Consider the following 24,340-nt stretch of genomic DNA (forward strand, 5'->3'; position numbering starts at 1 on the left):
AACGGAGGGGTGCTGGGATCAAACGAACAGAATGGCGACCCACTCGGCGATCAGGGCGGGCTTTTCGCTACCTTCGATCTCGAGCGTGTATTCGGTGGTCTGTTGCCACTGGCCGGGACGCTTCTCGTCGAGGCTGAGCAGCTTGAAACGGCCGCGCACGCGCGAGCCCGATCGTACCGGGGTGAGGAAGCGGCATTTGTTGCCGCCATAGTTCACGCCCATCTTGAGGCCCTCGACCTGGGGCTGCTCGGTCCTGGCCGACAGCATCGGCATGAGCGACAGGGTGAGGAAGCCGTGTGCGATCGTGCCTCCGAACGGAGTCATTTTCGCCCGCTCGGGGTCGACATGGATGAACTGGTGATCGCCGGTCGCGTCGGCGAACGTGTCGATCATCTCCTGCGTGACTTCGACCCAGTCGGACACCCGCTCGGTGCCGATCGTTTCCGCGAGTTCCTGAATCGTGATCGTCGACACTGGTCTTTCCCCTGCGATCGCTTTCGCCTAGCGCTGGGCACCAGATAGGGGCCCAGGCCGTTCTCCCGCAAGCCTCACGCCAACTCGAAGATGGAAACCACGATGGACGTACCGTCCGCGGCCCGCCAGACCATGGCGAAACTGCACCGCGCACCCGAACCCGAAGTTCTAAAACCGCTTCTCGAGCGTGCTCGCACCGATTCGGTCGCCCGCGCTCGAATCGTTGGCCGGGCGCGCGAATTGATCCGCGATCTGCGCGAAGCGCATGATCGCGGCTGGGTGAACCAGTTCCTTCAGGAATATCAGCTGAGCACGACCGAAGGCGTCGCGCTGATGTCGCTCGCGGAAGCCTATCTGCGCGTTCCCGACGCCGTCACTGCCGACGCGCTGATCGCCGACAAGCTTGGCGAGGGCGCTTGGCGCGCGCATGCCGGCAAGTCGAACTCCACGCTGGTCAACAGCGCCACCTGGGGCCTGGTGATGACTCGGGCACTGGTGGGCGAGGCGGAGGGCGGACCGCTCCGCCGGCTGCTCGCCCGTGCCGGTGAGCCCTTCGTGCGCCAGGGCGTGGGCGCCGCGATGCGGATGATGGGCGAGGTCTTCGTCATGGGCCGGACCATCGACGAGGCGATGAAGCGGATGACGCGGCGCGAGAATCGCGGCTTCACGGCCAGCTTCGACATGCTGGGCGAAGCGGCGCGGACGAAGGCGGATGCCGAGCGCTTCTACGAGGCCTATCACCGCGCGATCGTCGCCGTCGGTCGTAATCCCGAAGCGGGCCATTCGGTTTCGGTAAAGCTCTCGGCACTGCACCCGCGCTACGAAGTGACGCAGTACGACCGCTGCGTTCCCGAGCTGGTGGATCTGCTCGCGCAGCTCGCGTCCGAGGCGGCGCGGTACAATATCGCGCTCACCGTCGACGCCGAGGAGGACAACCGGCTCGGCATGAGCCTCGACGTGATCGAGGCAGTGGCGAAGCGGCCGGAGATCCGCGGCTGGGACCGGTTCGGCATGGTGATTCAGGCGTACAACAAGCGCGCCCGTGCAGTGGTCGCCTGGGCCGACGCGCTCGGCCGGCCGCTCAACGTGCGGCTGGTGAAGGGCGCCTATTGGGATACCGAGATCAAGCGGGCACAGGTCGAGGGGCTCGACGAGTATCCGGTGTACACGCGCAAGAGCGCGACCGACGTGAGCTATCTTGCCTGCGCACGCGACCTGCTGGACGCGAAGAACCTCACCCCGGCGTTCGCCAGCCACAATGCGCTCACCGTTGCCACGATCCTCGAATGGGCGGGCGACCGGCGCGACTTCGAGTTTCAGCGGCTCCATGGCATGGGCGAGGGGCTCTACGAACGGCTGGTGCGCGAGCACGGCTACCAGTGCCGCATCTACGCGCCGGTGGGCGGGCACAAGGATCTGCTCGCCTATCTCGTGCGCCGGCTGCTCGAGAACGGCGCGAACACCAGCTTCGTCCACCAGCTGGCTGACGAGAGCACGAGCGAGGCCGAGCTGCTCGAGGATCCGGTCGAGTATGTCGAGTCGGTCGGCGGCACGCGGCATCCGCGGATTCCGTTGCCTGTCGAGATCATGGGCAATTGGCGCAATAGCCGCGGCATCGATCTCGACGACCGCGCGACGTTGCTCGACACTGCCGCCGCGATCGAGGCGGTGCCGGTCGACAATCGTGGAGTCGATGCGGTCCACGCCGATCCGCTCCACGCCACCGGCCGCGCCAAGCGCGCGCTGGAGGCGTGGCGCACGCCCGACAACGAAGTGCACGAGGCGATCACGCGGGCGCAGGCAGCGTTCCCGACGTGGGACGCCCGCTCGATAGAGGAGCGCGCGACGATCCTGGAGCGCTACGCCGATCTGCTCGAGGAGCATCGCATCGAGCTGATGGCGCTGTGCGTCAAGGAAGCGTTCAAATCGATTCCCGACGCGATCGGCGAAGTGCGCGAAGCTGCGGATTTCTGCCGCTATTATGCGTATCAGGCGCGCAGCGACCTCAAGCCCCGCATCCTTCCCGGTCCGACCGGGGAGCATAATGAGCTGCGGATGGAAGGCCGCGGCACCTGGGCGACCGTGAGCCCGTGGAACTTCCCGCTCGCGATCTTCGTCGGCCAGAACGTCGCTGCGCTGGTGACCGGCAACACGGTGGTCGCGAAGCCCGCGCCGCAGACGCCGCTGATCGCCGAGCGCGCCGTGGCGCTTGCCCATCAGGCGGGCGTGCCGAGCGACGCCTTCATCCTCGTGCCCGGCGGCGCCGAGGTCGGCGCCGAGCTCGTATCCGATACGCGGATTGCCGGGGTCGCCTTCACCGGCTCGACCGGCACCGCGAAGCGGATCGCGCACACGCTGCTGGTGGACGAGGATCGGCCGATCATCCCATTCATCGCCGAAACCGGCGGTATCAATTGCATGATCGTCGATTCGACGGCGCTGCCCGAGCAGGTCGTGGCGGACGTGCTCACGTCGGGCTTCCGTTCGGCGGGGCAGCGTTGTTCGGCGATGCGCATGCTGGTGGTGCAGGAGGAAGTCGCCGATTCGATGCTCGAGATGATTGCCGGTGCGATGGCGCTGCTTCGCGTCGGCGATCCCGGCGATCCGGCGACCGACGTCGGTCCGGTGATCGATCGCCCCGCCTATGACAAGCTGATGGGCTATCGCGAGACCCAGCGGGCGCGTTGGCTGGCGACGGCCAAAGTGCCCGACGAGGGGCTGTTCGTGCCGCCGACCCTGATCGGCCTCGATTCGATCGAGGACCTCGACAAGGAATGGTTCGGACCGATCGTCCATGTCGCGACATGGCAGAAGGGCAAACTCGAAGAGACGATCGACCGCATCAACGCCAAGAAGTTCGGCCTCACCATGGGGCTGCACAGCCGCATCGCGCGCCGGGCGGATGTGATGGAAAAGCGCGCGAAGATCGGCAACATCTACGTCAACCGGTCGATGATCGGCGCGATCGTGGGCTCGCAGCCGTTCGGCGGCGAGGGTCTGTCGGGCACCGGGCCGAAGGCCGGCGGGCCGAACTATCTGCCGCGCTTCTGCTCGGAACGGGCGATCTCGATCGACACGACCAGCGCCGGCGGCAACGCGACGCTCCTGAGCCTGGACGAAGGGGGCATCTGAAACTCGGGCGCTCCCTGCGGCGGGGAGGGAGTGGCCGGAACGATCAGGTGGGCGAGCCGTCCCTCGGCTCGTCCCGTGAGACATGGGTTCCTTCCACGCCGATCACCGGCTGCACCTGAGGATAGGGCAGCACCATCGTGCCGTCGGGCGCGGCAGTGAACGTCGTCTGCGTCGGATAGGCGATCTCGATGCCTTCGTCGCGGAAACGCTTGTGAATTGCGATTCCCACCACGGTGCGTCCGTCGTAGAAGGCCACGTAATCGGGGCCCTCGCTGTCGAATTCGAGTTCGAAGTCGAGGCTCGAGGCTCCGAAGCCGACGAAGCCGCAGCGCACGAAGATTCGATCGCAGCTCTCGACCACTTCCTGGAGGATCGCTGGAATGCGCGCGGCCACTTCGGGCGTGGTCTGATAGACGACGCCGATCGCGAATTTCGCGCGGCGGTGGCTGCGCAGCGTGTTGTTGGTGATCTCCTTGTCGAGGAGATTGCGGTTCGAGATGATCAGCTCCTCGCCGGTAAAGGCGCGGATGCGCGTGGACTTCAGCCCGATCGCCTCGATATTGCCGGTGGTTGTGTCGTAGGAAACGCTGTCGCCGCGCTTGAACGGCTTATCGAAGATGATCGACAGCGCGGCGAAGAGATCGGCGAAGATGCCCTGCGCGGCAAGGCCGATCGCGATGCCGCCGACGCCGAGGCCGGCGACGAGACCCGTCACGTTGACGCCCAGATTCGACAGGACGACGATCAGCGCGATCGCGAACAGCGCTACTGTGACCAGCACGCGGATCAAGTCGAGCGCCGTCGCCAGCGATTCGGCCTGATAGGTCTCGCCTTCGGTCCGCAGCTCGACGAAGCCCAGGATGATCTCGCGGGCCCAGATCGCGGCCTGGAACACGGCGGCGACCGTGAAGAGGAAGTCGACGGTCGCGGCGATCGCGGGCGGCGCGGCGGCATAGCCGACCACCAGCCGGGCGGCGACCATGATGATGAAGAAGTTGCCCGTCTTGGCGATCGCCTTGCCGAAGATCGAGCCCCAGCCGGTGATGCCGGGGGTCTTCTCGCACAGCTTCACGCCCCAGTGGCGCACCAGATGGAGCAGCGCCACGATCGCTGCGGCGACTCCGATCGCGATCAGGACCTCGAGCCAGTGGAGTTGCAGCCAGCTCACGCTGGTAAGCGCGAATTCCTGCGCACTCGCCTGCAGCTCGCTCGTGTCGAAGCTGTTGCCGTCGGTGGCAGCGGCTGCCGCTTGATTATTGCTCATGATCCTCGTCGTCAGGCTGCCTGGGCAGGGGCGGCGTCGGCCGCTTCCTCGGCATCGAGAAAGGCGATCAGGCCGCGCTCGACCCGGCTGAGATAGCGGGTGGTGCGCGGCAAACGCAACTCGGCGCGGAAGGCGGTTTGCGCCGATTTGTCCTTCGCAAGCCCGACCAGCCGCGGATGGACGTAGGATTTGCGTGCAATGGCGGGCGTGTTTCCGAGCGCCTCGGTGACGGGTTCGAGCATCGTCTTGAGGCTGATCGGCTGCTCCGCCATCGCAAGCGCCTCGAACGCCAGAACGCTCGCGCCCCAGGTGCGGAAATGCTTGGCGGTGAACTCTTCGCCCATCGCCTCGTGGATATAGGCGTTGACGTCGGTCGACGTCACCGGATGTGCCTCGCCGTCTTCGTCCAGCCATCCGAAGAGATGCTGGCCCGGCAGATCCTGGCACCGTTTCACGAAGCGGCTGAGGCTGCCGTCGCTGATCGTCATGTCGCGCAGCTTGCCGGACTTGGCGCGAAACTGAAGCTGGAGCTTCTTGCCCGTCACTTCGGCATGGTGCTTGCGCAACGTGGTCGCACCGAAGCTCTTGTTGGCGCGGGCGTAGCCTTCGTTGCCGACTCGGAGCTGGCCGAGATCGAGCAGCCGAACCACCGCAGCGACGGCTTTCGAGCGGCAGTGGCGGCGCTTACGCAGATCGCTTTCGACCTGTCGGCGAAGCTTGGGCAATCGCTCGCCGAACCGGGCGCAGCGATCATATTTCGCCGCTTCCTGCGCCTCGCGGAAATCGGAGTGGTAGCGATACTGCTTGCGGCCCTTGTCGTCATAGCCGATCGCCTGAAGGTGCCCGCGCGGATCGGGGCAGAACCAGGCGTCGGTATAGGCGGGCGGCAGGCCGATCGCATTCAACCGATCGATCTCTTCGCGATCGGTGATGCGCTTGCCCTGCGGATCCCAATAGCCCCATCCGTGCCGTACCTTGCGCCGCGTGATCCCCGGTTTCTGGTCGTCGACATACATCAGCTTGGTCGGCGGCATGGGGCTCCCTTCGCAGTGCCGCACAGAATGCGCGGCCTGTCGCTTCGTTCCGGAACCCGCACCCGGTCAGGCGGGTTGGCCGCGGCGACAGGGTATTCCGATATCAGGAGAAATTCAGATGGCCGACCTTTCCGACTGCCGCGTGCTGATCCTCGCCACCGACGGCTTCGAACAATCGGAGCTGATGCAGCCGCGTCAGTCGCTGCTCGACGCGGGCGCGCAGGTGACGCTGGCGTCGCTGAAGACCGATCCGATCACAGGCGAGCAGGGCGGCGAAAAGGGCGAGAGCATCACGCCGGACACGACCGTGGACGAGGTCGACACCGCGCAGTTCGACGCGCTGTTGCTGCCCGGCGGCGTCGGCAATCCCGACAAGCTGCGGATGAACGATCGCGTCGTCGAGATCGTGCAGGAGTTCATGGACGACGAGAAGCTGGTGGCGGCCATCTGCCACGCTCCCTGGCTGCTCGTGGAGGCGGACGTCGTCGAGGGGCGGCGGCTGACCAGCTGGCCTTCGGTGCGCACCGACCTCGCCAACGCCGGCGCGACCGTGCTCGACGAGCAGGTGGTGGTGGACGGCAACCTGATCACCAGCCGCAACCCCGACGACATCCCGGTCTTCACGCGCACCCTGATCGACGCGCTTGAGCAGGAAACGACCGCGGCCGCGGCGGAGTGAGCGCTCAGGCGGCCGGTTCGAGCGTGGGCTTCGGCTGGCGCCGGATCGGCCGCCACGACGTTTCGGCCCTCTTGCGTGTGCAATAGGTGTCGAGCCCAATCTGAGCGCCGACCAGCATGAAGATGAAGGGCTGGAAGGCGATGCCCACAAAGGCGGCGCCGACCATGTAGATTGCGTGGCCGTGCTGGAGCGCGGTCGCCAGCGGCGCGATCCAGGCATCTGCCGGATCGTTGCTCTTGCGGTAGCGCTGCCGGAGCACTTCCATCCGGAAGAGGCCCCCGAGGTTGATCAGCAGCCACAGGAGCAACCCCGGATAGCCCTGTTCGCCCAACATCTCGAAATAGGCGCTGTGATAGGCGCGGGCCTTGTCCACTTCGAGCGCGCGTTCGACGGTCGCGTTGTTCTCGTCGCCCTCCACCATCACCCGGTCGTAGCGGATGTGATTCTGGCGATAGGCCTCGAAGCCGCCGCCCATCGGGTGGAGCTTCACATAGTCGATCGTCCACTGCCAGACCGCCAGCCGCGTGGAAGCGGACGCGTCGGCGCGATACTCCTTGATCGTCCCCATTCGCTCGGTGAAGCTCGACGGAAGCAAGGGGATCGCTGCGAGGCCCAACGTTCCGATGCCGATCAGGTAGAGCAGCCGCCGCTTGGCATCCCGCAGCATCAGGATCGCGAGGACGCCGATGCACACCAATCCCGTGCGGGCCGACGTGCCCACCGGGATCAGCAGGCAGGCGAATACGAGCGCATAGGCGAAGGTCTTCACGCGCCAGTCCGGCGGAAAGACCGTGCCGAAGCGGGCGAACCAGAGGATCAGCGGAACGATGCAGATCGCAACGGTGGCGATGGTGCTGCTTTCGTAAAGACCGCTGTTATTGTTCACCATCAGGTGCAATTCGCCATAACCGCCGCCGCCCGCCGCGGTCTTGATGCCGCCGACGATGATGATCGACGCGGCCGACAGGACCATGAAGAGCAGCAGCGCCTCGATCCGCAGCTTCGTGCGCAGCGTGAGCGGCAGGAAGATCGCGAATGCGAGCGCCTTCCATACCCATTCCCATTTATACTGGGCTTCGATGGGGAAATCGGCGTTTCCGGTAGTGTACCAGCAATAGACGAGCAGCAGCAGCAGGAGAATCTGGCGCGGCGCGACTCGCACGTCGCGCTTGTCGTCGATCGCCAGCCACCCGACCACCGCCAGCCCGACCGCGATCAGCGAGATCGGAAGCGAGTTGAGCAGCAGGTAACTCAGCCGCTGCGGCGAGACCACGTCGATATAGACATAGGCAAGCACGAACAGAAAGGGCTTGCGGAACCCCATGGCGAACAACGCCACGAGGAAGCCGATGAAGGCGAAGTCACGCACCGAAGCGCCCCTTGCGGGCGCGAGCGGCTTCTTCCTCGTCGCGAGGGGAAGGCTCGTGATCGAGATCCGGCCGCCGCAGCAGCTGCCATGCCGCTAGCAGCATCAACCCATGGGTGAGCCCAAGCGCGAAATTGTCGATCATGGGCCGGGGCCTTCCATTGGCGCAGTGCGTCGCAACCGGCTCTAACCCGCTGCGGTTGACGCGTCGTTAAGCGATGCCGTGGCAGGGAAGCCGCATGCGCATCCTCCACGTTCTGGACCACGGCCTGCCGCTCCACAGCGGCTATGCGTTTCGCACGCGCGCAATCCTGAAGGCGCAGGCAGCGCGCGGGATCGAAGTGGCGGCCGTGACCGGCCCCCGCCACGGAGCGGCCGAGGCGGAACACGAAGTCGTCGATGGCCTGCACTTTTTCCGAACGCCCCCGATCGCGCCGGCGCCGACGCCGCTTCGCGAGTGGCGCGAAGTGAGCCGCTTTGCCGGCCGGATCAAGGAGGTGGCCGAGGCGTGGCGGCCGGATGTGCTCCACGCCCATTCGCCAGTGCTGGACGCATTGGCTGCTTTGCAGGCGCGGCGTTCGCTGAAGCTGCCGCTGCTCTATGAAATCCGTGCCTTCTGGGAAGATGCGGCGGTGGGGAACGGCACCGGCCGGGAAGGCTCGCCGCGCTATCGAGTCACGCGAGCGCTCGAGAGCTGGGCCGTGCGCCAGGCGGACGCGGTCGCCGTGATCTGCGACGGCCTGCGCCGCGACCTGATCGCGCGCGGCATTCCGGACGAGAAGATTCTCGTGTCGCCCAACGGCGTGGACATGACTCTGTTCGGCGCCCCCGCGCCGCGGGATGCGGCACTGGCCGCGGAAATCGGGCTCGGCGAAGAGACGATCGGCTTCATCGGCAGCTTCTATGATTATGAGGGACTCGACGGGCTGATCGCGGCGATGCCCGCGCTGGTGGCGAAGCGTCCGCGCATGCAGCTGCTGCTCGTCGGCGGCGGCCCTGCCGAGGACGCGCTGCGAGGGCAGGCCGCGGCCTCGCCCGTGGCCGATCATATCCGCTTTGCCGGCCGGGTGCCGCACGATGCGGTCGAGCGCTACTACAGCCTGATCGACGTGCTGGTCTATCCGCGCAAGGCGATGCGGCTGACGGAGCTGGTCACGCCGCTCAAGCCGCTCGAGGCGATGGCGCAGGGGCGGCTGGTGGCGGCTTCCAACGTGGGCGGGCATCGTGAGTTGATCGGCGACGGAGAGACCGGAACGTTGTTCGCGCCGGACGATTCGCACGCGCTGGCCGACTCCGTGGCCGCATTGTTCAACGATCGCGCCGAGTGGGAGGCGCGCCGGGCGCGAGCGCGGGCGTTTGTCGAGACCGAGCGCGACTGGGCGCGAAATGTCGCCCGGTATGATTCTGTTTACCAAATCATCGCACAAGGAGGAGCGAGAGCATCCACAAGGTCGCGCCCCTCCCCGGTCCAGGCATGAACATCCCGATCGCCCCACTTGCAGCTGCCTTCCTCGGCCTCGCCTCGGCGGCGGGATTCGCGCTGATGCCGACTCCGGTACTGGAGAGCACGGTGATCGACAGCGGGATCGCAGCGGTCGTTGCTGCCGCCGAACCGCCGCTCGGGATGACGGCGCGCCTTCTGGTCGCTGCTGGCGCCGGGAGTCTGGTGGCGCTCGTCACCTGGTTCGCGCTGTTCCTGTTGCTGGGGGGGCGGGCGATTGTCATCGGCAAGCGGGTCGATCGCAACGACGCGGCACCCGTCGTCCGTCGCGCCGATGCGCATCCGGACGCGCCGCCGCGGCCGCCGCTGCGCGCAACCCGCGATCTCGGCCCGCCGTTTCTTGAGGTGCATGCGCGCCTGCGCCGCGGCGACGAGCCACTGACGGACGGCGAGGCGGAGGAAGTCTTCGAAACCGAGCTGGTGTTGAGCGAACCGCTCCCCAACGCCGCTGTTGCCGACGATCCGGAGCAGACGCCGCCGACTCCTGCCGAGGCGGAGTTGCCGCAGGATCTGAACCAGCCGCTTTCCGCCTTCGACCCCGGCGCCATTCGCGAATCGCCGGTGCCGGCGCCCTCGTCCGTGTTGCCGTTGAAGCGCTCGGCATTGCCGCCGCGTCCGCCCGTCTTTACGCCGAGCGAGCGTTTCGAGACGTTCGAGCTCACTCCTCCCGCGCGCAACGTCGCGCCGCCGCCGCCAGCACCGGCGCCCATATCGCAGGAAGCGCCGATCACGCGCCCCGAAACCGAAGCGACGGTGCACGCCTTGCTCGATCGGCTCGAGAAGGGAGTGGTCCGCCGGGGCCTCGCCAGTGGCGTCGAGCAGCCGCAGCGCGATCCCGAGCATGGCCTGCAGGAAGCGCTCGTCACGTTGCGCAACCTCGCGCGGCGCGCGTGAGGCGCTAACGCTCCTCCACCGTCAGCACTTCGAGAAACACGAACGCTTCCTCGTCGTTTCGCACCAACCGTTCGATCGTGAGGTCGGCGAGGAGGTGGCCGCGCAAGGCGAACTCCGCCTCCGGAAGAGCGGCAAGCCATCGAGAGAGCGCATCCCCGGGCGTCGCCGCCAGTTTGAGCATGTGACGGGCGCCCGTGAACGTCGCGCTCGCCCAGCGGGTCCAGTCGGATTCGCACACCCGCACGGGGCAGTTCGCCGTCACCGCGCTGGCCAGCAGCGCCCGCTCGAGCAGTGTTGCTGCGTCCGGACCGCGGCTCATCGCGCATCTCCATGGAGCGCGATAAACGCTTCGATCCGCGCCACCATCGCGGCGCGCGGTTCGCGTCCGTTTCGCAGGTCGCGCACCAGCCGTGGGTCGCGGACCGCGAGCCTCCCGAACTTCGTCGCAGACATCTCCCTCATCCGCAGGAAACGCTCAACCTTGGGCAGCACAGACATCTGCCGATTCCTCCCGAGTCGCCGTGAATGTTCATTGTCTGTTCCGTGAAATCCTACTTGTCTAGGAAATTTCCTACGGCTACGGAATCGCGATGGATGAAACAGCTGCGCGGGCCGCCCTGGAGGCGCTGATCGCCGAGCGTGGCGAGAGCTACGCGGCATTGTCGCGCATGCTCGGCCGCAACGCGGCCTATTTACAGCAATTCGTGAAGCGCGGATCGCCACGGCGGCTCGACGAGCGCGATCGCACTCTGCTGGCGCGCTATTTCGGCGTCGCCGGCGCCGTGCTCGGCGGGCCGGATGCAGCCGAGCTGGTGCCCGTGCCGCGGCTCGACATCGGCGCCTCGGCCGGACCGGGGCGCATCGCCGACGATGGCGCCGTGCGGCAAATGGCACTCGATCCTGCACTGCTGCGCCGCTTGGGCGTGCGCGCTGCGGCAGCCTCGATGATTCGAGTGGAAGGAAGCTCGATGGAGCCGACGCTAGCGGATGGCGATGCGATCTTGATCGACGGCGATCGGCGGCGGCCTGGATCGCGCGCTGCGCTGTTCGTGCTCCGCGGCCCGGCTGGCGTTCAGGTGAAGCGGCTGCGGTTGCTGGGAGATACGATCGAGATTGCCAGCGATAATCCGGAAGCGCCGTCTCCGCGCCTCCACCCGGCTGCCGAAGTGGACGTCGTCGGCCGGGTGGTGTGGCTCAGCCGGGCGCTGGTCTAAGCGGCCATCAGCCGGCCCGGCGCTTGTCCACCAGCCACACGATTGCCGCCAAGGCGACACCAAAGATCGCGCCCAGCACTACGCCGAGCGAGGGCTCGCCTTGCCAGAATCCGATCGCGGCGCCGGCAAGGGTGGAGAGCGCAATCAGCGATCCGCCCGCCTTTGGGTTGCGCTTGGGTTCGACTGTCATGGGATGCCTCTGCCATGTCCTGCGCTGGGACGCCACTGTCCCGCTCCGGGATAGGTGGTACGGGCGGGCTCCCGGGTAGTCGACGGCATTAACCTTCGGATGCGGCGTATCCTGCCGATCCAATTCGATTGGCACGGAGCTTGAGTAGAAGACGGCGCCGTTGCGGCCAGTATGTGGAGTACAGATGGAGCAGTTGCCTTATCTCGCCGACCGCGCCGAGGTTTCGGACGCTGCCGAACTCATCCGCCTGTATGGCGACGATGCGGGTTTCCAGGCGGCGGCGCGCGCCGACCGCAGCCGCGATCTCGGCAACCACATTCACTTCTGCCGCTGGCGCCAGATCGAGCGGCTGATCGTGCTGCTGGCGAGCGAGCGGCCGGTGGGAGCGATTCACTGACGGCGCACCCGCGGCGTAGCGCTTGATCGCGCCGCCGCTTTCCCGCTAGCTGGTCTCCCGCGCCCGGCGGACGTGACGGCGACGCACTGCGCGAAGCGGTTGCGGACCTTGAAGCCGCTTCGCGAGTTCAAGAGCCTTCCTCCATGCACACCGAGGCCGAATGACGCTTCCCCAGATGCTCTCGGTCGCGGTGCTGACGGCCATGATGGGTTTGTTCGTCTGGGGGCGGTTTCGCTACGATCTGGTTGCGGTCATGGCGCTGTTGGCGGCGCTTGCCGTGGGAGTCGTCTCGCCGGAGGAGGCGTTTCGCGGCTTTTCGGACGACATCGTGATCATCGTCGGATCGGCGCTGGTGCTTTCGGGCGCGGTCCAGCGATCGGGCGCGATCGAGCGGCTGATGCTGTTGATCCAGCGGCGCACCACCAAGGTGAGCACCCAGCTGATGGTGCTGACCGGCAGTGTGGGCTTCGCCTCGGCGCTGGTAAAGAACATCGGCGCGGTCGCGATGCTGATCCCGGTCGCGTTCCAGATGGCGAAGAAATCGAACACCTCGCCATCGGTGTTCCTGATGCCGATGTCGTTCGCGTCGCTGCTGGGCGGGCTGATGACGCTGATCGGCACTTCGCCCAACATCATCGTTTCCAGCGTTCGCGAGGAAATGACGGGCGAGCCGTTCGGCATGTTCGACTATCTGCCGGTCGGGCTGGGACTTACCATCATGGGGCTCGTGTTCCTGCGGTTCGGCTATCGCCTGCTGCCGAGCGATCGGCGTGCGGCGCCGACGCTGGGCGAGGCGCTCGATATCCAGGATTATGTTACCGAGGCGCGGATCGGCCCCAAGTCGCCGGCGATCGACGAGACGGTTGCCGAGTTCATCGAGCGCCACGATCACGAGATCACCATCACCAACCTGATCCGCAGCGGGGTGCGCAGCGCGCCGTTCCCCGACACCGTCCTCCACCGCGAAGACATCCTGATCCTCGGCGGATCGCCGGACAGCCTGGAACGGGTGATCGCCGGCGACCGGCTTGAGCTCGAGGGCCGCGAGACGCTGGCGGGCGGCGACACCGCCGACATCGGCGTGATCGAGGCAGTGATCGGCACCGACAGCCCGCTGGTCGATCGCACCGCCAGCCGCATGCAATTGCGCGACGTGTTCGGCGTGAACCTGATCGCGGTCTCGCGGCAGGGCGAGCGGCTGGTGCGCCGGCTGGGCAACATCCAGCTGTCGGCCGGCGACGTGATCGTGCTGCAGGGGCCGCTCGAACTGCTGCCCGAACGGCTGCGCGACCTCGGCTGCCTGCCGTTGGCGGAGCGCGCGCTTCGGCTGGGGACCAGCGCCCGCCGCGGGCTGCTGCCGATCGTCATCCTGGCGGCGGCGATGGCGGCGACGGCGGCCGGGCTGGTGCCGGTGGCGGTCGCCTTCTTCGCTGCGGCGGGGCTCGTCGTCATCACCGGCGCCCTGCCGGTCCGCGAGGCCTACAGCCACATCGAATGGCCGATCCTGATCATGCTCGGCGCGCTGATCCCGGTATCCGATTCGCTGCGGACCACCGGCGCCACCGTGCTGATCGGCGACCAGCTTTCGGCGCTGGCGTCGGTGCTGCCGCCCTGGGGCGCGGTGATGCTGATCATGGGGGCGGCGATGGCAGTGACGCCGTTCCTCAACAATGCCGCCACCGTGCTGGTGATGGCGCCGATCGCCGCCACTTTCGCGAGCGGGCTGGGCTACCGCCCCGAGCCGTTCCTGATGGCGACCGCGGTGGGCGCGGGATGCGACTTCCTCACTCCCATCGGCCACCAGTGCAACACGCTGGTGATGGGGCCGGGAGGCTATCGCTTCAGCGACTATGCCCGGTTGGGCGCCCCGCTTTCGGTGCTGGTGCTTCTCGCCGGAACGCCGCTGATCCTGTGGTTCTGGCCCGCGCTGTGATTGCGGGGCCGCGGTCGCGTGCCTAGCTACCACTCGAAAAGCACAGGAGAGACGAATGCGAAGCCCCGAAGCCGTTGCGGCCATGCCATGCCCCGTCTGCAAGACCGGCCTGGCGATGAGCGAGCGCCAAGGCATCGAAATCGACTATTGCCCCACCTGCCGGGGCGTCTGGCTCGATCGCGGCGAGCTCGACAAGATCATTGAGCGCAGTGCCGCGGAGATGGCGCCCCAGCAGATGCCGCAGCCGCCGCGTCCGTCCGAGCCACCGCGCTCGCCCGCCTCGGCAAACCCGTGGGGCGGCGGCGACTATCGCCACGAGAGCAGCCGGGGCCATGACCCGCGCTATTACAAGAAGCGCAAGCGCTCGTTCCTCGACGATCTGTTCGACTGAGCCCGAGGGGAGGGGGCGCGGCCGGAGCCGCGCCTACCGTGCTCAGGCCTCGGCGTAGGCGTTGAGCACCGACTTCACTTCCATGAACTCGGCAAGGCCGAACTTGCCGTGCTCGCGGCCGTTGCCCGATTGCTTGTATCCGCCGAAGGGCAGGTTCGGATCGGGCTGGCCGCCGTTCACATAGACCATGCCGGCGCGCAGCTTGGGAGCGACTCGCTTCGTCGCTTCGGCCGGGCCGTGGACGACCGCCGAAAGGCCATAGTCGGTATCATTGGCGATCCGCACGCCTTCGGCCTCGTCCTTGTAGGGAATGATCGTCACGACCGGACCAAAGATCTCCTCGCGCGCGATCGTCATTTCGTTGGTGACATGGCTGAACAGCGTCGGGCTGACATAATAGCCGCTTTCGACGCCCGCCGGACGGCCGGGGCCGCCGACTTCGAGCTTGGCGCCTTCCTCCATGCCCTTCTTGATGAGATCCTGGACCTTTTCGAATTGCGCCCGGTTCACCAGCGGACCGATGTGGCGACCTTCCTCCATCGGATCGCCGACTTGCGTGCCCTTCATGATCGCCGTGGCGATCGCGACTGCCTCGTCCTGCCGATCGGCGGGCACGAGCAGGCGAGTGGGGGCGATGCAGCTCTGGCCCGAGTTCACGAGCACGCTCATCAGCGTTCCCTTGACGGCCTTTTCCATGTCGGCGCCTTCGAGCACCAGCGAGGGCGACTTGCCGCCAAGCTCCTGATGCACGCGCTTCACCGTGTCGGCAGCGTTCTTGGCGACCATGATGCCGGCGCGAGTCGAACCGGTGAAACTGACCATGTCGACATCCCTGTGCTTCGACAGCGCAGTGCCGACGCCCGGCCCGTCGCCCTGGACGAGATTGAACACTCCCTTGGGAACGCCTGCCGCGTCGAACACCTCGGCGAGAATCGCGGCGCAGCTCGGCGCTTCCTCCGAGGGCTTGAGCACCATGGTGCAGCCCGCCGCGAGCGCGGGCGCGACCTTGGAGATGATCTGGTTGAGCGGCCAGTTCCACGGCGTGATCAGCGCGACGACGCCGATCGGTTCGTGGACCACGGCCGAATTGCCGATCCGCTCCTCGAACTCGAATTCCTTGAGCGCCTTGATCGCGGCGTTCCAGTGGCCGATCCGCGCATCGACCTGCGCCATCTTGGCCATCGAGATCGGGCAGCCCATCTCGAGCGCGATCGCCTGGGCGAGATCGTCCGAGCGCTTCTGATATTCGGTGATGATCCGCTCGATCAGCGCGACGCGCTCGTCGACCGAAGTCTGCGAAAAAGTCTCGAACGCCGCCTTCGCCGCCGCGACCGCCTTGTCGACATCGGCGTTGCTGCCGAGCGTGATCTCGGTGACCGCTTCCTCGGTCGCGGGGTTGATCACTTCGTGACGGGTGCCGCCGTCGCTCTCCACCCAGGCGCCGTCGATATAGTGCTTCAGATAGCTGCGCATGCCTCGCCCTCTGCTCTTTCGTATTTCGAGTATGGGCTAGATGGCGGGCGCGCACGCCGCTTGCAACCACCGATCGCAGCGCCACATCGGCGCGAGGAAGGAGACCGGCGATGGCACATGCGGCACGGATCGAGCGGACGGGCGGACCCGAGGTGATCGAGTGGGTGGCGGTGGACCTGCCCGATCCCGGCCCGGGCGAAGTGCGGATGCGCACCGCCGCCGCGGGGCTGAATTTCATCGACACCTATCATCGCAGCGGGCTCTATCCGATCGCGCTGCCGAGCGGGCTCGGCGTCGAGGCGGCGGGCGAAGTGATCGCCGTGGGAGCCGGTGTCGAGGGCTTCGTGCCGGGTGACCGCGTGGCGGCCTTTGGTCCGGCGATCGGCGCCTATGCCACCGAGCGCAACGTGGCGGCGGAGAGCCTGTTCAAGCTGCCGGGTGCTATTACCGAGGAAGTCGCGGCGGCGGTGCTGCTCAAGGGATGCACGGCGGAGTTCCTGATCGAGCGCTGCGCGAAGGTGCAGCCGGGCTGGACGGTGCTGGTGCACGCCGCGGCGGGCGGTGTCGGCACGCTGCTGGTGCAATGGCTCAAGCATCTCGGCGCGACGGTGATCGGCACCGCCGGCTCGGCGGAGAAGGCCGAGCGCGCGCGGACGCATGGCGCGGATCACATGATCCTCTATCACGAGGAGGACGTGGCGGCGCGGGTGCGCGAGATCACCGGCGGCGCGGGCGTGCCGGTGGTGCTCGACGGCGTGGGCGCCGCGACCTGGCAGGCCTCGCTCGGATCGACCGCGCGGCGCGGACTGGTGGTGAGTTTCGGCAACGCCAGCGGCCCGGTGGAAGGCGTGAAGCTGGCGGCGCTCAACCAGCATGGTTCGCTGTTCGTCACACGCCCGAAGCTGTTCGACTATTATGCGACAGCCGAAGAGCGCACGGCAGGTGTTGCGCGCGTGTTCGACCTGCTGGGGCAGGGGGTGCTCACCCCCGAGATCGGCCAACGCTTTCGCCTGTCGCAAGCCGCCGAGGCGCATCGCGCGATCGAAGCGGGCGAGACCCACGGATCGACGCTGCTGTTGCCCTGAGCGCTTCGCGGGCCAAACCCACGCATTTCCGTCGAAGGTCGCACTAAGGTCGCACCTCAACGCGCGCGGGCGCCCCCGCGCACACGTGCATACGCGCGCAGGCGAAAGCGCGCGAGACGAGCGGATCGGCAGACGGGATTTGCGAAGCATGACCGCGCCGGTGTGGCAGATCGGCGCCGTGTAGGACAGCACAAAATAACCGATATGGTTCGCGTACTGCCGCCCCGCGAGACGATGCGGGACGGCGCGCGATCGGCGCGTTCAGCCGCTCACCCCGGGATATTGCGCCTGATTCAGCAGCTTCGCGAGATGGGCGGCGTTGCTCGCGGCCATGTCGGCGGTCTGCTGAACCTTGTCGGGCACGTGCTCGAGATCCTTGAAATCGGTCGATCCCATCGCCTCGCCGACCCAGTAGCAGGCGGCGTTGGCGGGAATCGTCCAGCCGACGTCGTTGAGCGCCTGGAAGAGCTGTTGCGCCGAGCAATGGGCACCGTCCTCGTTGCCGACGATAGCCGCCAGCGCGACCTTGCCGAAAGCAGGCATGCGGCTCTTGTCGTCGGTTTCGGACAGGAACGCGTCCATCCGCTCGAGCACGCGTTTTGCCACGCTGCCGATCTGACCAAGCCAGATCGGACCGCCGAAGATCAGAATGTCATGCGCGAGGATCTTCGTGCGCAGCGCGGGCCAGGCGTCGCCCGGCCCTTCGTCCGAAGTGACTCCGGGTTTGATGTCGTGCGCCGCGACCCGGATCGTCTCGCTGAGCGTCACATCGTGCTTCGCGAGCGAATCGCGCAGCACGCCGATCATCCGGTCGGTCGACGAATCCTGTGCGGGATCGGATTTCAGGGTGCAGTTCAATGCGATCGCGGTCAGCGCCATTGGAATCCTCCGTGTCTGGTCATTGTCGGGAGACGCGCGGAGCATGCGCTCCGTTCCGCCTGCGCCCAGAGCGAACGCAACCTGCAGGACCGGTGATCGTTAGCCCTTCAACACGCGCTCCAAGCGGAAACCCCAATCAGGAGAATGGTTTGATGTCCGAAACGACCAGAAAGGCGACCGTGCAGCGTGTAGCCGCAGGGCTCGGCGTGCTCGGCGTCGCAGGCGTCGCGCTTCTCGCCACACGTTCGAGCGGTCCGCGATCGGGGGAAGACGATGCACCCGGCTATAGCGGACGGCACCGCACCGGCGGCGCGCCCGCGATCGTCGGCAAGACAGTGGCGATCGCCAAACCGTCGCGCAGCGAACTTTACACCTTCTGGCGCGACTTCACCAATCTGCCGAGCTTCATGGAGAATATCGATGCGGTCGAGAAGCTCGACGGCAATCGCTGGCGCTGGACGATCAAGGCTCCGGCCGGGCGGACGGTCACCGTGGTGAGCGAAATCGCGCAGGAGATCGAAGGCGAGCTCATCGCCTGGCGCTCGACGGAGGATTCGGAGATCGAGACCAATGGCCGGATCAGCTTCCGCGACGCCTCCGGCAACCGCGGCACCTATGTGACCGCCGAGATCGAGTATCGCCCGCCGTTCGGCAATGCCGGACGCGCGTTCGCCAAGCTGTTCCAGCGCGAGCCGGCCATCCAGGCGCGCCGCGACCTGCGGCGCTTCAAGATGCTGATGGAAACCGGCGAGATCGCCACCCCCGCCAATCGACTCGAGGAGGCCGCCTGATGCGCGCACTTACCTTTCACGGAACCCACGACGTGCGTGTCGACACGCACCCCGACCCCGAAATCGTCAATCCGCGCGACGCGATCCTGAAGGTCACCAGCACCGCGATCTGCGGGTCGGACCTGCACCTCTACGACGGCGCGATCCCGGCGGTGATGAAGGGAGACATTCTGGGCCATGAATTCATGGGCGAAGTGGTGGAGACCGGCCCACAATCGACGCTGAAGAAGGGCCAGCGCGTGGTGGTGCCGTTCACCATCTCGTGCGGCAGCTGCTATTTCTGCGATCAGCAGCAATATAGCGCGTGCGACAACAGCAACCCGGTCGACAAGCGCGAGATGTCGGAAACGCTGTACGGCACGCCGATGAGCGGGCTGTTCGGCTATTCGCACCTGACCGGCGGCTATCCCGGCGGGCAGGCGGAATATGTCCGCGTGCCGTTCAGCGACGTCGGCCCGATCGTGATCGACGACGACGGGCTCGACGACGACAAGGTGCTGTTCCTCTCCGACATTCTGCCGACCGGCTGGATGGCGGCGGAGAATTGCGGGATCAAGGAAGGCGATGTGGTCGCCATCTGGGGCTGCGGCCCGGTCGGCCTGTTCGCCGCCCAGAGCGCCCGGATCATGGGTGCGCGGGTGATCTCGATCGACCATTATCCGCACCGGCTGGCGCTTGCCCGGCAGATGGGCGCCGAGACGATCAACTTCCACGAGAGCGACGTGCGCGAGGCGCTGATGGAGATGACCGGCGGGATCGGCCCCGATGCGGTGATCGACGCGGTCGGGCTGGAAGCGCACGGCTTTGCCGTCGACAATATGATCGACATCGCCAAGCAGAAGGTGGGCATGGGCGCCGATCGCGCTTCGGCGCTCAAGCAGGCGATCCTCGCCTGCCGCAAGGGCGGCACCGTCTCGATCCCCGGCGTCTATGGCGGGATGACCGACAAATTCCCGATCGGCGCGCTGATGGAAAAGGGACTGACGGTGAAGACCGGTCAGACCCATGTACAGAAATACACCGCCAAGCTGCTCGACATGATCCGCGAGGGCGAGGTCGATACGACCTTCCTGATCTCGCACCGGCTGCCGCTCGAGCAGGCGGCGGACGGCTATCGCAATTTCCGGACGAAGCAGAACGAGTTCACCAAGGTGGTGCTCAAGCCCGGAATGGAGGTCTGACATGGCGGGCAAGCTTGCGGTCGTCACCGACGGCAAGGCGCACGTCGTCTCGGGATTCCAGAACAAGCTCCAGGCCGCGCTGGCGCATGTCGTGCCCGATCGGGTGCTGGCGAAGCAGCACCGCGAAATGGCCGAGCCCGAGCAGGATTGGGGGGCCACACGCGAAGCGCCCGGACATCGCTGTCCGGGCGCCCTGCCGCCCCGTCGCGACGGGGATGCGCTTATGCGCTGTAGTAGAGGTCGTACTCGACCGGGCTCGGGGTCATTTCCCAGAGCGCCACTTCGTCGCGCTTCAGCTCGATATAGGCTTCGACCTGATCGCGGGTGAACACGTCGCCCTTGAGCAGGAACTCCATATCCGCTTCGAGGCTGTCGAGCGCCTCGCGGAGCGAACCGCACACGGTCGGCACGTCGGCCAGTTCGGCGGGCGGCAGATCATAGAGGTTCTTGTCCATCGGATCGCCCGGATGGATGCGGTTCTGGATGCCGTCGAGCCCCGCCATCAGCAGCGCGGCATAGGCGAGATAGGGGTTCGCCAGCGCGTCGGGGAAGCGGAATTCGACGCGCTTGGCCTTGCTGCCCGCGCCATAGGGAATGCGGCACGACGCCGAGCGGTTGCGGCTCGAATAGGCGAGCAGCACCGGTGCCTCATAGCCCGGGACCAGCCGCTTGTAGCTGTTGGTCGACGGGTTGGTGAAGGCGTTGAGCGCCTTGGCGTGCTTGATGACGCCGCCGATGAAATAGAGGCACATGTCCGAAAGCCCGGCATAGCCGTTGCCGGCGAACAGCGGATTGCCTTCGTTCCAGATCGACATGTGGGTGTGCATGCCCGAGCCGTTATCTTCCTTGATCGGCTTGGGCATGAAGGTCGCGGTCTTGCCATAGGCATGGGCGACCTGATGCACGACATATTTGTAGATCTGCATCCGGTCGGCGGTCTGCACCAGCGTGCCGAAGGTGAGGCCGAGTTCGTGCTGCGCGGCGGCGACTTCGTGGTGGTGCTTGTCGCAGGGCAGGCCCATCTCGATCATCGTCGAGACCATCTCGGCGCGAATGTCGGTGGCGCTGTCGACCGGGGCGACGGGGAAATAGCCGCCCTTGGCGCGCGGACGATGGCCGAGGTTGCCCGCCTCATATTCCTTGCCCGAGTTGCCGGGCAGCTCGATGTCGTCGATCGCGTAATAGCTCGTCGCGTAGCTGTTCTCGAACCGTACGTCGTCGAACATGAAGAACTCGGCTTCGGGGCCGACATAGACGGTGTCGCCCAGTCCGGTGGACTTCAGATAGGCCTCGGCACGCTTGGCGGTGGTGCGCGGATCGCGGGCATACCATTCGCCGGTCGACGGCTCGACGATGTCGCAGAACAGGATCAGCATCGGCGTGGCCGAGAAGGGATCGACATAGGCGGCGTCGAGATCCGGCTTGAGGATCATGTCGCTCTCGTTGATCGCCTTCCAGCCGGCGATCGAGGAGCCGTCGAACATCAGCCCGTCGGTGAGCGCGTCCTCGTCGATCACGCCCGCGACCATCGAGAGGTGCTGCCACTTGCCCTTGGGATCGGTGAAACGCAGGTCGACCCATTCGATCTCCTGCTCCTTGATCATCTTCAGGATCGTGCCCGCATCGTTCGCCATCTAATCAGTCCCTTTCCAGATCATGCGTGTCACCCTGCGAATCGGGCAACATAGTTATGCAGCGTCTCCGAGCATCCCGGAATTGCTGCGCTGCGTCAAACCGTCGTTGGCGCGCGCCGGGATCGGCGCATGCACGCCGTCGGTCGCCGCGCCCGAAATCGGCCGACGGCCGCATCCGCCACCTCAGATCGCGCTTTCGTTGCGCTCGCCGGTGCGGATGCGCAGCGCCGTTTCCACCGGCATGACGAAGATCTTGCCGTCGCCGATCCGGCCGGTCTGCGCGGCAGTGGCGATCGCCTCGACCACGCGCTCGGCAAGGCCATCCTCGACCACCACCTCGAGCTTCACCTTGGGGAGGAAATCGACGACATATTCGGCGCCGCGATAGAGCTCGGTGTGGCCCTTCTGCCTTCCGAAGCCCTTCGCCTCGGTCACGGTAATCCCGGAAACGCCCACTTCGTGCAGCGCCTCCTTCACTTCATCGAGCTTGAAGGGCTTGATGATCGCTTCGATCTTTCTCACGCATTCCCCCGCATTCGGACGTCGAGATCCTTCGCACGCCGTTGGCGCCACACGCCTTAGCAACACACACGCCTTGGCAACAAATGTGCCAGGGGCGGCATGGCGGCGAACCTTGGCTCGCACGGGCCGGAACCCGCAACAAGTGCCTAGCGAATAGGCATATATACGAGGGGTGCCCGAAAGGGGAGCAGCACGCTCCGGAGCTTCTACATTAGCAGCAGGAACCGACCGCAATCCTTCACGTTGATGCAGGAACGTGGAACTGAGAGTGCCCCGATGCGCACCGACATCAACATGCCCGCCGCGCTAGTGCGGCGGCGTTGCGGCACTGCCGCGCCCGAAGGGGTGGAGACGGTCGCGCGCGGCCCGCTGATCGTCATGGCGTATGGCATGCGCGCGATTCCGCTGCCCCAGCGCGAGGAATATTGGATTCGCAGCCCGGCGGGCGATTTCACCGCCAGCGAGGCCGAGGAAACGCTGCGGCGCTGGACATCGGCGCCCGAGGATCCAGACCGCCGTCAGCCATAGGGCGGGCGATCGAAGCCCTTCGGACTGGTCGTGAAGATCTCGCACCCGTCCTCGGTGATCCCGATCGAATGTTCGAACTGTGCCGAAAGCGACCGGTCGCGCGTCACTGCCGTCCAGCCGTCGTCGAGCAGCTTCACGTCGGGGCGGCCGATGTTGATCATCGGTTCGATGGTGAAGAACATGCCGGGACGCAGCTCCGGCCCGGTGCCGGGGCGGCCGACATGGACCACTTCCGGCGCGTCATGGAACATCCGCCCGAGGCCGTGGCCGCAGAAATCGCGGACCACGCCGTAGCGGTGCCGCTCGGCATGCGTCTGGATCGCGTGGCTGATGTCGCCCAGGTAATTGCCCGGCCGCGCCTGCTCGATGCCGAGCATCAGGCATTCATAAGTGACGTCGACCAGCCGCCGCGCCTTCAGCGGCACGTCGCCCACCAGGAACATGCGGCTGGTATCGCCGTGCCAGCCGTCGAGCAGAGGCGTCACGTCGATGTTGACGATGTCGCCATCCTTGAAGGTGCGCTCGCCGGGAATTCCGTGGCAGACGACATGATTGATCGAGATGCAGCTCGAATGCGTGTAGCCGCGATAGCCGAGCGTTGCCGGAACCGCGCCGGCGGCCAGCATCTGCTCGCGGATCATGTCGTCGATCGCGCCCGTGGTGGCGCCGGGCACCACATGCGGCACGACGGCATCGAGAATCTCGGCGGCCAGTCGCCCGGCGCGGCGCATTCCTTCGAACCCCTCCGCATCGTGGAGCTTGATGGCGCCGGTGCGGTGGAGCGGCGTATCGGCGGAGGCACTCACATATTCGGTCATGGCCGCGATATAGGCCGGCCCGAGCAGCTTTGCGAGGGCGCCGGCGTCGGCTATGCGACAGAGCATGGCAGAACGCATCTGGACGGCCGGGCTCGCCGTGATCGGCGACGAAATCCTTTCGGGCCGCACACAGGACCGCAACGTCGCGCAGCTCGCCTCGTGGCTGAACGCACAGGGAATCCGGCTGCGCGAAGTGCGGATCGTGGCGGACGTCGAGGACGCGATCGTCGAGGCAGTGAACACGCTGCGCGCCCGCTATGATTATTGCTTCACCACCGGGGGAATCGGGCCTACGCACGACGACATCACCGTCGATGCGATCGCGGCGGCACTCGGCGTTCCGGTGGTCGTCCATCCCGAGGCGCGGGCGGTGCTCGAGCGCCACTATGCCGAGCGCGGTGGGTTGACCGACGCGCGGCTGCGCATGGCGCGCGTGCCGCAGGGCGCCGAACTGATCCCCAACCGCATGTCGGGCGCGCCCGGCATCCGCATCGGCAACATCCTAGTGCTGGCGGGCGTGCCGCATATCGCCGCGGGGATGCTCGACGCGCTCACCGGCACGCTGGAAGGCGGCGCGCCGCTGGTGGCGCGGACGATCGGCTGCTGGGTGGCGGAAAGCGAGATCGCCGAGCTGCTCCGCGCAGTGGAGGCCGCCCATGCCGGTGTGACGGTGGGCAGCTATCCCTTTTTCCGCGAAGGGCGGGTGGGCGCCAATTTCGTCATCCGGGCGACGTCGCAGCAGGTGGTGGATGCCTGCGCGACGGCATTGTCGGAGGGGCTGCGCGCGCTGGGCCGCGAGCCGACGGAAGGCGGCATCTGAGGCGGGTCGTCAGCGCGCAGCGCGGACGGGGAGCGGCGCTGGAGCGGGTGAAGGGAATCGAACCCTCGTCGTAAGCTTGGGAAGCTTCTGCTCTACCATTGAGCTACACCCGCGTGGGCGGCGGAAATGCGTGGAATTCC

Annotated in this window: 25 protein-coding genes and 1 tRNA gene; 13 read left to right on the top strand and 13 right to left on the bottom strand. The window is 66.5% G+C overall.

Translation table 11 applies throughout. The annotated features are described in order from the left end of the window. Positions 1–18: 18 nt before the first annotated feature. Positions 19–474, bottom strand: a complete 456-nt coding sequence (locus ACQ450_RS14585; protein ID WP_431469821.1) for a MaoC family dehydratase — start codon at positions 472–474, stop codon at positions 19–21. A 102-nt stretch (positions 475–576) separates the two neighbouring features. On the opposite strand from ACQ450_RS14585, the gene putA reads away from it, so the two are divergent. Beyond that, positions 577–3,606 carry a bifunctional proline dehydrogenase/L-glutamate gamma-semialdehyde dehydrogenase PutA gene (putA, locus tag ACQ450_RS14590; RefSeq protein WP_431469822.1) on the top strand — a complete coding sequence of 1,010 codons (3,030 nt, stop codon included), beginning with the start codon at positions 577–579 and terminating at the stop codon, positions 3,604–3,606. 43 nt (positions 3,607–3,649) lie between these two features. Here the strand turns inward: putA and ACQ450_RS14595 are convergent, their stop codons facing one another. Together ACQ450_RS14595 and ACQ450_RS14600 are read right to left on the bottom strand one after the other, a co-directional pair. Further along, a complete protein-coding gene (locus tag ACQ450_RS14595) occupies positions 3,650–4,870 on the bottom strand; it encodes a mechanosensitive ion channel family protein (protein ID WP_431469823.1) in 1,221 nt (406 codons plus the stop codon). An 11-nt stretch (positions 4,871–4,881) separates the two neighbouring features. After that, complete coding sequence (locus ACQ450_RS14600; RefSeq protein WP_431469824.1) at positions 4,882–5,904, bottom strand: DNA topoisomerase IB; 1,023 nt, start codon at positions 5,902–5,904, stop codon at positions 4,882–4,884. Positions 5,905–6,022: 118 nt separating this feature from the next. Between ACQ450_RS14600 and ACQ450_RS14605 the strand changes: the two genes are divergently transcribed. After that, positions 6,023–6,583, top strand: coding sequence for a type 1 glutamine amidotransferase domain-containing protein (locus tag ACQ450_RS14605; RefSeq protein WP_188054427.1), 561 nt, complete (start codon positions 6,023–6,025; stop codon positions 6,581–6,583). Between the two features lie 4 nt (positions 6,584–6,587). Here ACQ450_RS14605 and ACQ450_RS14610 read toward each other — a convergent pair whose 3' ends face one another. Both ACQ450_RS14610 and ACQ450_RS14615 read right to left on the bottom strand, forming a co-directional pair. Next, on the bottom strand, positions 6,588–7,952 hold the full coding sequence (locus ACQ450_RS14610; RefSeq protein ID WP_431469825.1) for a putative O-glycosylation ligase, exosortase A system-associated: 1,365 nt from the start codon (positions 7,950–7,952) through the stop codon (positions 6,588–6,590). Further along, entirely contained in the window at positions 7,945–8,094 is a 150-nt protein-coding gene (locus ACQ450_RS14615) for a hypothetical protein (protein ID WP_188054429.1), read from the bottom strand. The genes ACQ450_RS14610 and ACQ450_RS14615 overlap by 8 nt, the downstream gene beginning before the upstream one ends. 94 nt (positions 8,095–8,188) lie before the next feature. Between ACQ450_RS14615 and ACQ450_RS14620 the strand changes: the two genes are divergently transcribed. Then, positions 8,189–9,427 carry a TIGR04063 family PEP-CTERM/XrtA system glycosyltransferase gene (locus ACQ450_RS14620; protein ID WP_431469826.1) on the top strand — a complete coding sequence of 413 codons (1,239 nt, stop codon included), beginning with the start codon at positions 8,189–8,191 and terminating at the stop codon, positions 9,425–9,427. After that, positions 9,424–10,344, top strand: coding sequence for a hypothetical protein (locus ACQ450_RS14625; protein WP_431469827.1), 921 nt, complete (start codon positions 9,424–9,426; stop codon positions 10,342–10,344). Before ACQ450_RS14620 ends, ACQ450_RS14625 begins: the two co-directional genes overlap by 4 nt. 4 nt (positions 10,345–10,348) lie before the next feature. Here the strand turns inward: ACQ450_RS14625 and ACQ450_RS14630 are convergent, their stop codons facing one another. After that, entirely contained in the window at positions 10,349–10,663 is a 315-nt protein-coding gene (locus ACQ450_RS14630; protein WP_431469828.1) for a hypothetical protein, read from the bottom strand. 271 nt (positions 10,664–10,934) lie between these two features. Between ACQ450_RS14630 and ACQ450_RS14635 the strand changes: the two genes are divergently transcribed. After that, positions 10,935–11,558 carry a S24 family peptidase gene (locus ACQ450_RS14635; RefSeq protein WP_431469829.1) on the top strand — a complete coding sequence of 208 codons (624 nt, stop codon included), beginning with the start codon at positions 10,935–10,937 and terminating at the stop codon, positions 11,556–11,558. A 7-nt stretch (positions 11,559–11,565) separates the two neighbouring features. On the opposite strand, the gene ACQ450_RS14640 is transcribed toward ACQ450_RS14635, so the two are convergent. Further along, positions 11,566–11,748 (bottom strand): hypothetical protein, encoded by a 183-nt coding sequence (locus ACQ450_RS14640; protein ID WP_188054433.1) that lies wholly within the window; start codon positions 11,746–11,748, stop codon positions 11,566–11,568. A 184-nt stretch (positions 11,749–11,932) separates the two neighbouring features. Between ACQ450_RS14640 and ACQ450_RS14645 the strand changes: the two genes are divergently transcribed. The 3 genes from ACQ450_RS14645 to ACQ450_RS14655 all read left to right on the top strand — a co-directional run bounded on the left by ACQ450_RS14645 (position 11,933) and on the right by ACQ450_RS14655 (position 14,469). Next, entirely contained in the window at positions 11,933–12,145 is a 213-nt protein-coding gene (locus ACQ450_RS14645; RefSeq protein ID WP_188054434.1) for a hypothetical protein, read from the top strand. A gap of 160 nt (positions 12,146–12,305) precedes the next feature. Next, positions 12,306–14,078 carry an SLC13 family permease gene (locus ACQ450_RS14650; RefSeq protein WP_431469830.1) on the top strand — a complete coding sequence of 591 codons (1,773 nt, stop codon included), beginning with the start codon at positions 12,306–12,308 and terminating at the stop codon, positions 14,076–14,078. 55 nt (positions 14,079–14,133) lie between these two features. Further along, the gene (locus tag ACQ450_RS14655) at positions 14,134–14,469 is read left to right on the top strand and encodes a zf-TFIIB domain-containing protein (RefSeq protein ID WP_188054436.1); all 336 of its coding nucleotides are present in this window, start codon (positions 14,134–14,136) and stop codon (positions 14,467–14,469) included. A 42-nt stretch (positions 14,470–14,511) separates the two neighbouring features. Here ACQ450_RS14655 and ACQ450_RS14660 read toward each other — a convergent pair whose 3' ends face one another. Next, positions 14,512–15,942 carry an aldehyde dehydrogenase family protein gene (locus ACQ450_RS14660; RefSeq protein ID WP_431469831.1) on the bottom strand — a complete coding sequence of 477 codons (1,431 nt, stop codon included), beginning with the start codon at positions 15,940–15,942 and terminating at the stop codon, positions 14,512–14,514. A gap of 110 nt (positions 15,943–16,052) precedes the next feature. Here ACQ450_RS14660 and ACQ450_RS14665 point away from each other — a divergent pair, with 110 nt between their 5' ends. Beyond that, positions 16,053–17,027, top strand: a complete 975-nt coding sequence (locus ACQ450_RS14665) for a quinone oxidoreductase family protein (RefSeq protein WP_431469832.1) — start codon at positions 16,053–16,055, stop codon at positions 17,025–17,027. 261 nt (positions 17,028–17,288) lie between these two features. On the opposite strand, the gene ACQ450_RS14670 is transcribed toward ACQ450_RS14665, so the two are convergent. After that, the gene (locus ACQ450_RS14670) at positions 17,289–17,906 is read right to left on the bottom strand and encodes a flavodoxin family protein (protein WP_431469833.1); all 618 of its coding nucleotides are present in this window, start codon (positions 17,904–17,906) and stop codon (positions 17,289–17,291) included. A 152-nt stretch (positions 17,907–18,058) separates the two neighbouring features. Here ACQ450_RS14670 and ACQ450_RS14675 point away from each other — a divergent pair, with 152 nt between their 5' ends. Together ACQ450_RS14675 and ACQ450_RS14680 are read left to right on the top strand one after the other, a co-directional pair. After that, positions 18,059–18,697, top strand: coding sequence for an SRPBCC family protein (locus ACQ450_RS14675; protein WP_431469834.1), 639 nt, complete (start codon positions 18,059–18,061; stop codon positions 18,695–18,697). Further along, positions 18,697–19,878, top strand: coding sequence for a zinc-dependent alcohol dehydrogenase (locus ACQ450_RS14680; RefSeq protein ID WP_188054441.1), 1,182 nt, complete (start codon positions 18,697–18,699; stop codon positions 19,876–19,878). Before ACQ450_RS14675 ends, ACQ450_RS14680 begins: the two co-directional genes overlap by 1 nt. Positions 19,879–20,099: 221 nt before the next feature. Here the strand turns inward: ACQ450_RS14680 and glnA are convergent, their stop codons facing one another. Beyond that, positions 20,100–21,512 (bottom strand): type I glutamate--ammonia ligase, encoded by a 1,413-nt coding sequence (glnA, locus tag ACQ450_RS14685; RefSeq protein WP_431469835.1) that lies wholly within the window; start codon positions 21,510–21,512, stop codon positions 20,100–20,102. Between the two features lie 183 nt (positions 21,513–21,695). Beyond that, on the bottom strand, positions 21,696–22,034 hold the full coding sequence (locus ACQ450_RS14690) for a P-II family nitrogen regulator (protein WP_188054443.1): 339 nt from the start codon (positions 22,032–22,034) through the stop codon (positions 21,696–21,698). A gap of 276 nt (positions 22,035–22,310) precedes the next feature. Here ACQ450_RS14690 and ACQ450_RS14695 point away from each other — a divergent pair, with 276 nt between their 5' ends. After that, complete coding sequence (locus tag ACQ450_RS14695) at positions 22,311–22,562, top strand: hypothetical protein (RefSeq protein WP_188054444.1); 252 nt, start codon at positions 22,311–22,313, stop codon at positions 22,560–22,562. Here ACQ450_RS14695 and map read toward each other — a convergent pair. Beyond that, positions 22,553–23,380 carry a type I methionyl aminopeptidase gene (map, locus tag ACQ450_RS14700; protein ID WP_188054445.1) on the bottom strand — a complete coding sequence of 276 codons (828 nt, stop codon included), beginning with the start codon at positions 23,378–23,380 and terminating at the stop codon, positions 22,553–22,555. The genes ACQ450_RS14695 and map overlap by 10 nt on opposite strands. Before the next feature lie 64 nt (positions 23,381–23,444). Here map and ACQ450_RS14705 point away from each other — a divergent pair, with 64 nt between their 5' ends. Continuing rightward, positions 23,445–24,200, top strand: a complete 756-nt coding sequence (locus ACQ450_RS14705) for a competence/damage-inducible protein A (RefSeq protein WP_431469836.1) — start codon at positions 23,445–23,447, stop codon at positions 24,198–24,200. A 39-nt stretch (positions 24,201–24,239) separates the two neighbouring features. Here ACQ450_RS14705 and ACQ450_RS14710 read toward each other — a convergent pair. Next, positions 24,240–24,313 (bottom strand) — tRNA-Gly (locus tag ACQ450_RS14710). Positions 24,314–24,340 lie beyond the last annotated feature (27 nt).

The organism is Sphingosinithalassobacter sp. LHW66-3 (assembly GCF_050703275.1).
GTDB lineage: Bacteria > Pseudomonadota > Alphaproteobacteria > Sphingomonadales > Sphingomonadaceae > Sphingomonas.

Coding starts and splice junctions, on each gene's coding strand:
- putA (WP_431469822.1), top strand. CDS start 577: ATGGACGTACCGTCCGCGGCCCGCCAGACCATGGCGAAACTGCACCGC.
- ACQ450_RS14595 (WP_431469823.1), bottom strand. CDS start 4,870: ATGAGCAATAATCAAGCGGCAGCCGCTGCCACCGACGGCAACAGCTTC.
- ACQ450_RS14600 (WP_431469824.1), bottom strand. CDS start 5,904: ATGCCGCCGACCAAGCTGATGTATGTCGACGACCAGAAACCGGGGATC.
- ACQ450_RS14605 (WP_188054427.1), top strand. CDS start 6,023: ATGGCCGACCTTTCCGACTGCCGCGTGCTGATCCTCGCCACCGACGGC.
- ACQ450_RS14615 (WP_188054429.1), bottom strand. CDS start 8,094: ATGATCGACAATTTCGCGCTTGGGCTCACCCATGGGTTGATGCTGCTA.
- ACQ450_RS14620 (WP_431469826.1), top strand. CDS start 8,189: ATGCGCATCCTCCACGTTCTGGACCACGGCCTGCCGCTCCACAGCGGC.
- ACQ450_RS14625 (WP_431469827.1), top strand. CDS start 9,424: ATGAACATCCCGATCGCCCCACTTGCAGCTGCCTTCCTCGGCCTCGCC.
- ACQ450_RS14630 (WP_431469828.1), bottom strand. CDS start 10,663: ATGAGCCGCGGTCCGGACGCAGCAACACTGCTCGAGCGGGCGCTGCTG.
- ACQ450_RS14635 (WP_431469829.1), top strand. CDS start 10,935: ATGGATGAAACAGCTGCGCGGGCCGCCCTGGAGGCGCTGATCGCCGAG.
- ACQ450_RS14640 (WP_188054433.1), bottom strand. CDS start 11,748: ATGACAGTCGAACCCAAGCGCAACCCAAAGGCGGGCGGATCGCTGATT.
- ACQ450_RS14645 (WP_188054434.1), top strand. CDS start 11,933: ATGGAGCAGTTGCCTTATCTCGCCGACCGCGCCGAGGTTTCGGACGCT.
- ACQ450_RS14650 (WP_431469830.1), top strand. CDS start 12,306: ATGACGCTTCCCCAGATGCTCTCGGTCGCGGTGCTGACGGCCATGATG.
- ACQ450_RS14655 (WP_188054436.1), top strand. CDS start 14,134: ATGCGAAGCCCCGAAGCCGTTGCGGCCATGCCATGCCCCGTCTGCAAG.
- ACQ450_RS14660 (WP_431469831.1), bottom strand. CDS start 15,942: ATGCGCAGCTATCTGAAGCACTATATCGACGGCGCCTGGGTGGAGAGC.
- ACQ450_RS14665 (WP_431469832.1), top strand. CDS start 16,053: ATGGCACATGCGGCACGGATCGAGCGGACGGGCGGACCCGAGGTGATC.
- ACQ450_RS14670 (WP_431469833.1), bottom strand. CDS start 17,906: ATGGCGCTGACCGCGATCGCATTGAACTGCACCCTGAAATCCGATCCC.
- ACQ450_RS14675 (WP_431469834.1), top strand. CDS start 18,059: ATGTCCGAAACGACCAGAAAGGCGACCGTGCAGCGTGTAGCCGCAGGG.
- ACQ450_RS14680 (WP_188054441.1), top strand. CDS start 18,697: ATGCGCGCACTTACCTTTCACGGAACCCACGACGTGCGTGTCGACACG.
- glnA (WP_431469835.1), bottom strand. CDS start 21,512: ATGGCGAACGATGCGGGCACGATCCTGAAGATGATCAAGGAGCAGGAG.
- ACQ450_RS14695 (WP_188054444.1), top strand. CDS start 22,311: ATGCGCACCGACATCAACATGCCCGCCGCGCTAGTGCGGCGGCGTTGC.
- map (WP_188054445.1), bottom strand. CDS start 23,380: ATGACCGAATATGTGAGTGCCTCCGCCGATACGCCGCTCCACCGCACC.
- ACQ450_RS14705 (WP_431469836.1), top strand. CDS start 23,445: ATGGCAGAACGCATCTGGACGGCCGGGCTCGCCGTGATCGGCGACGAA.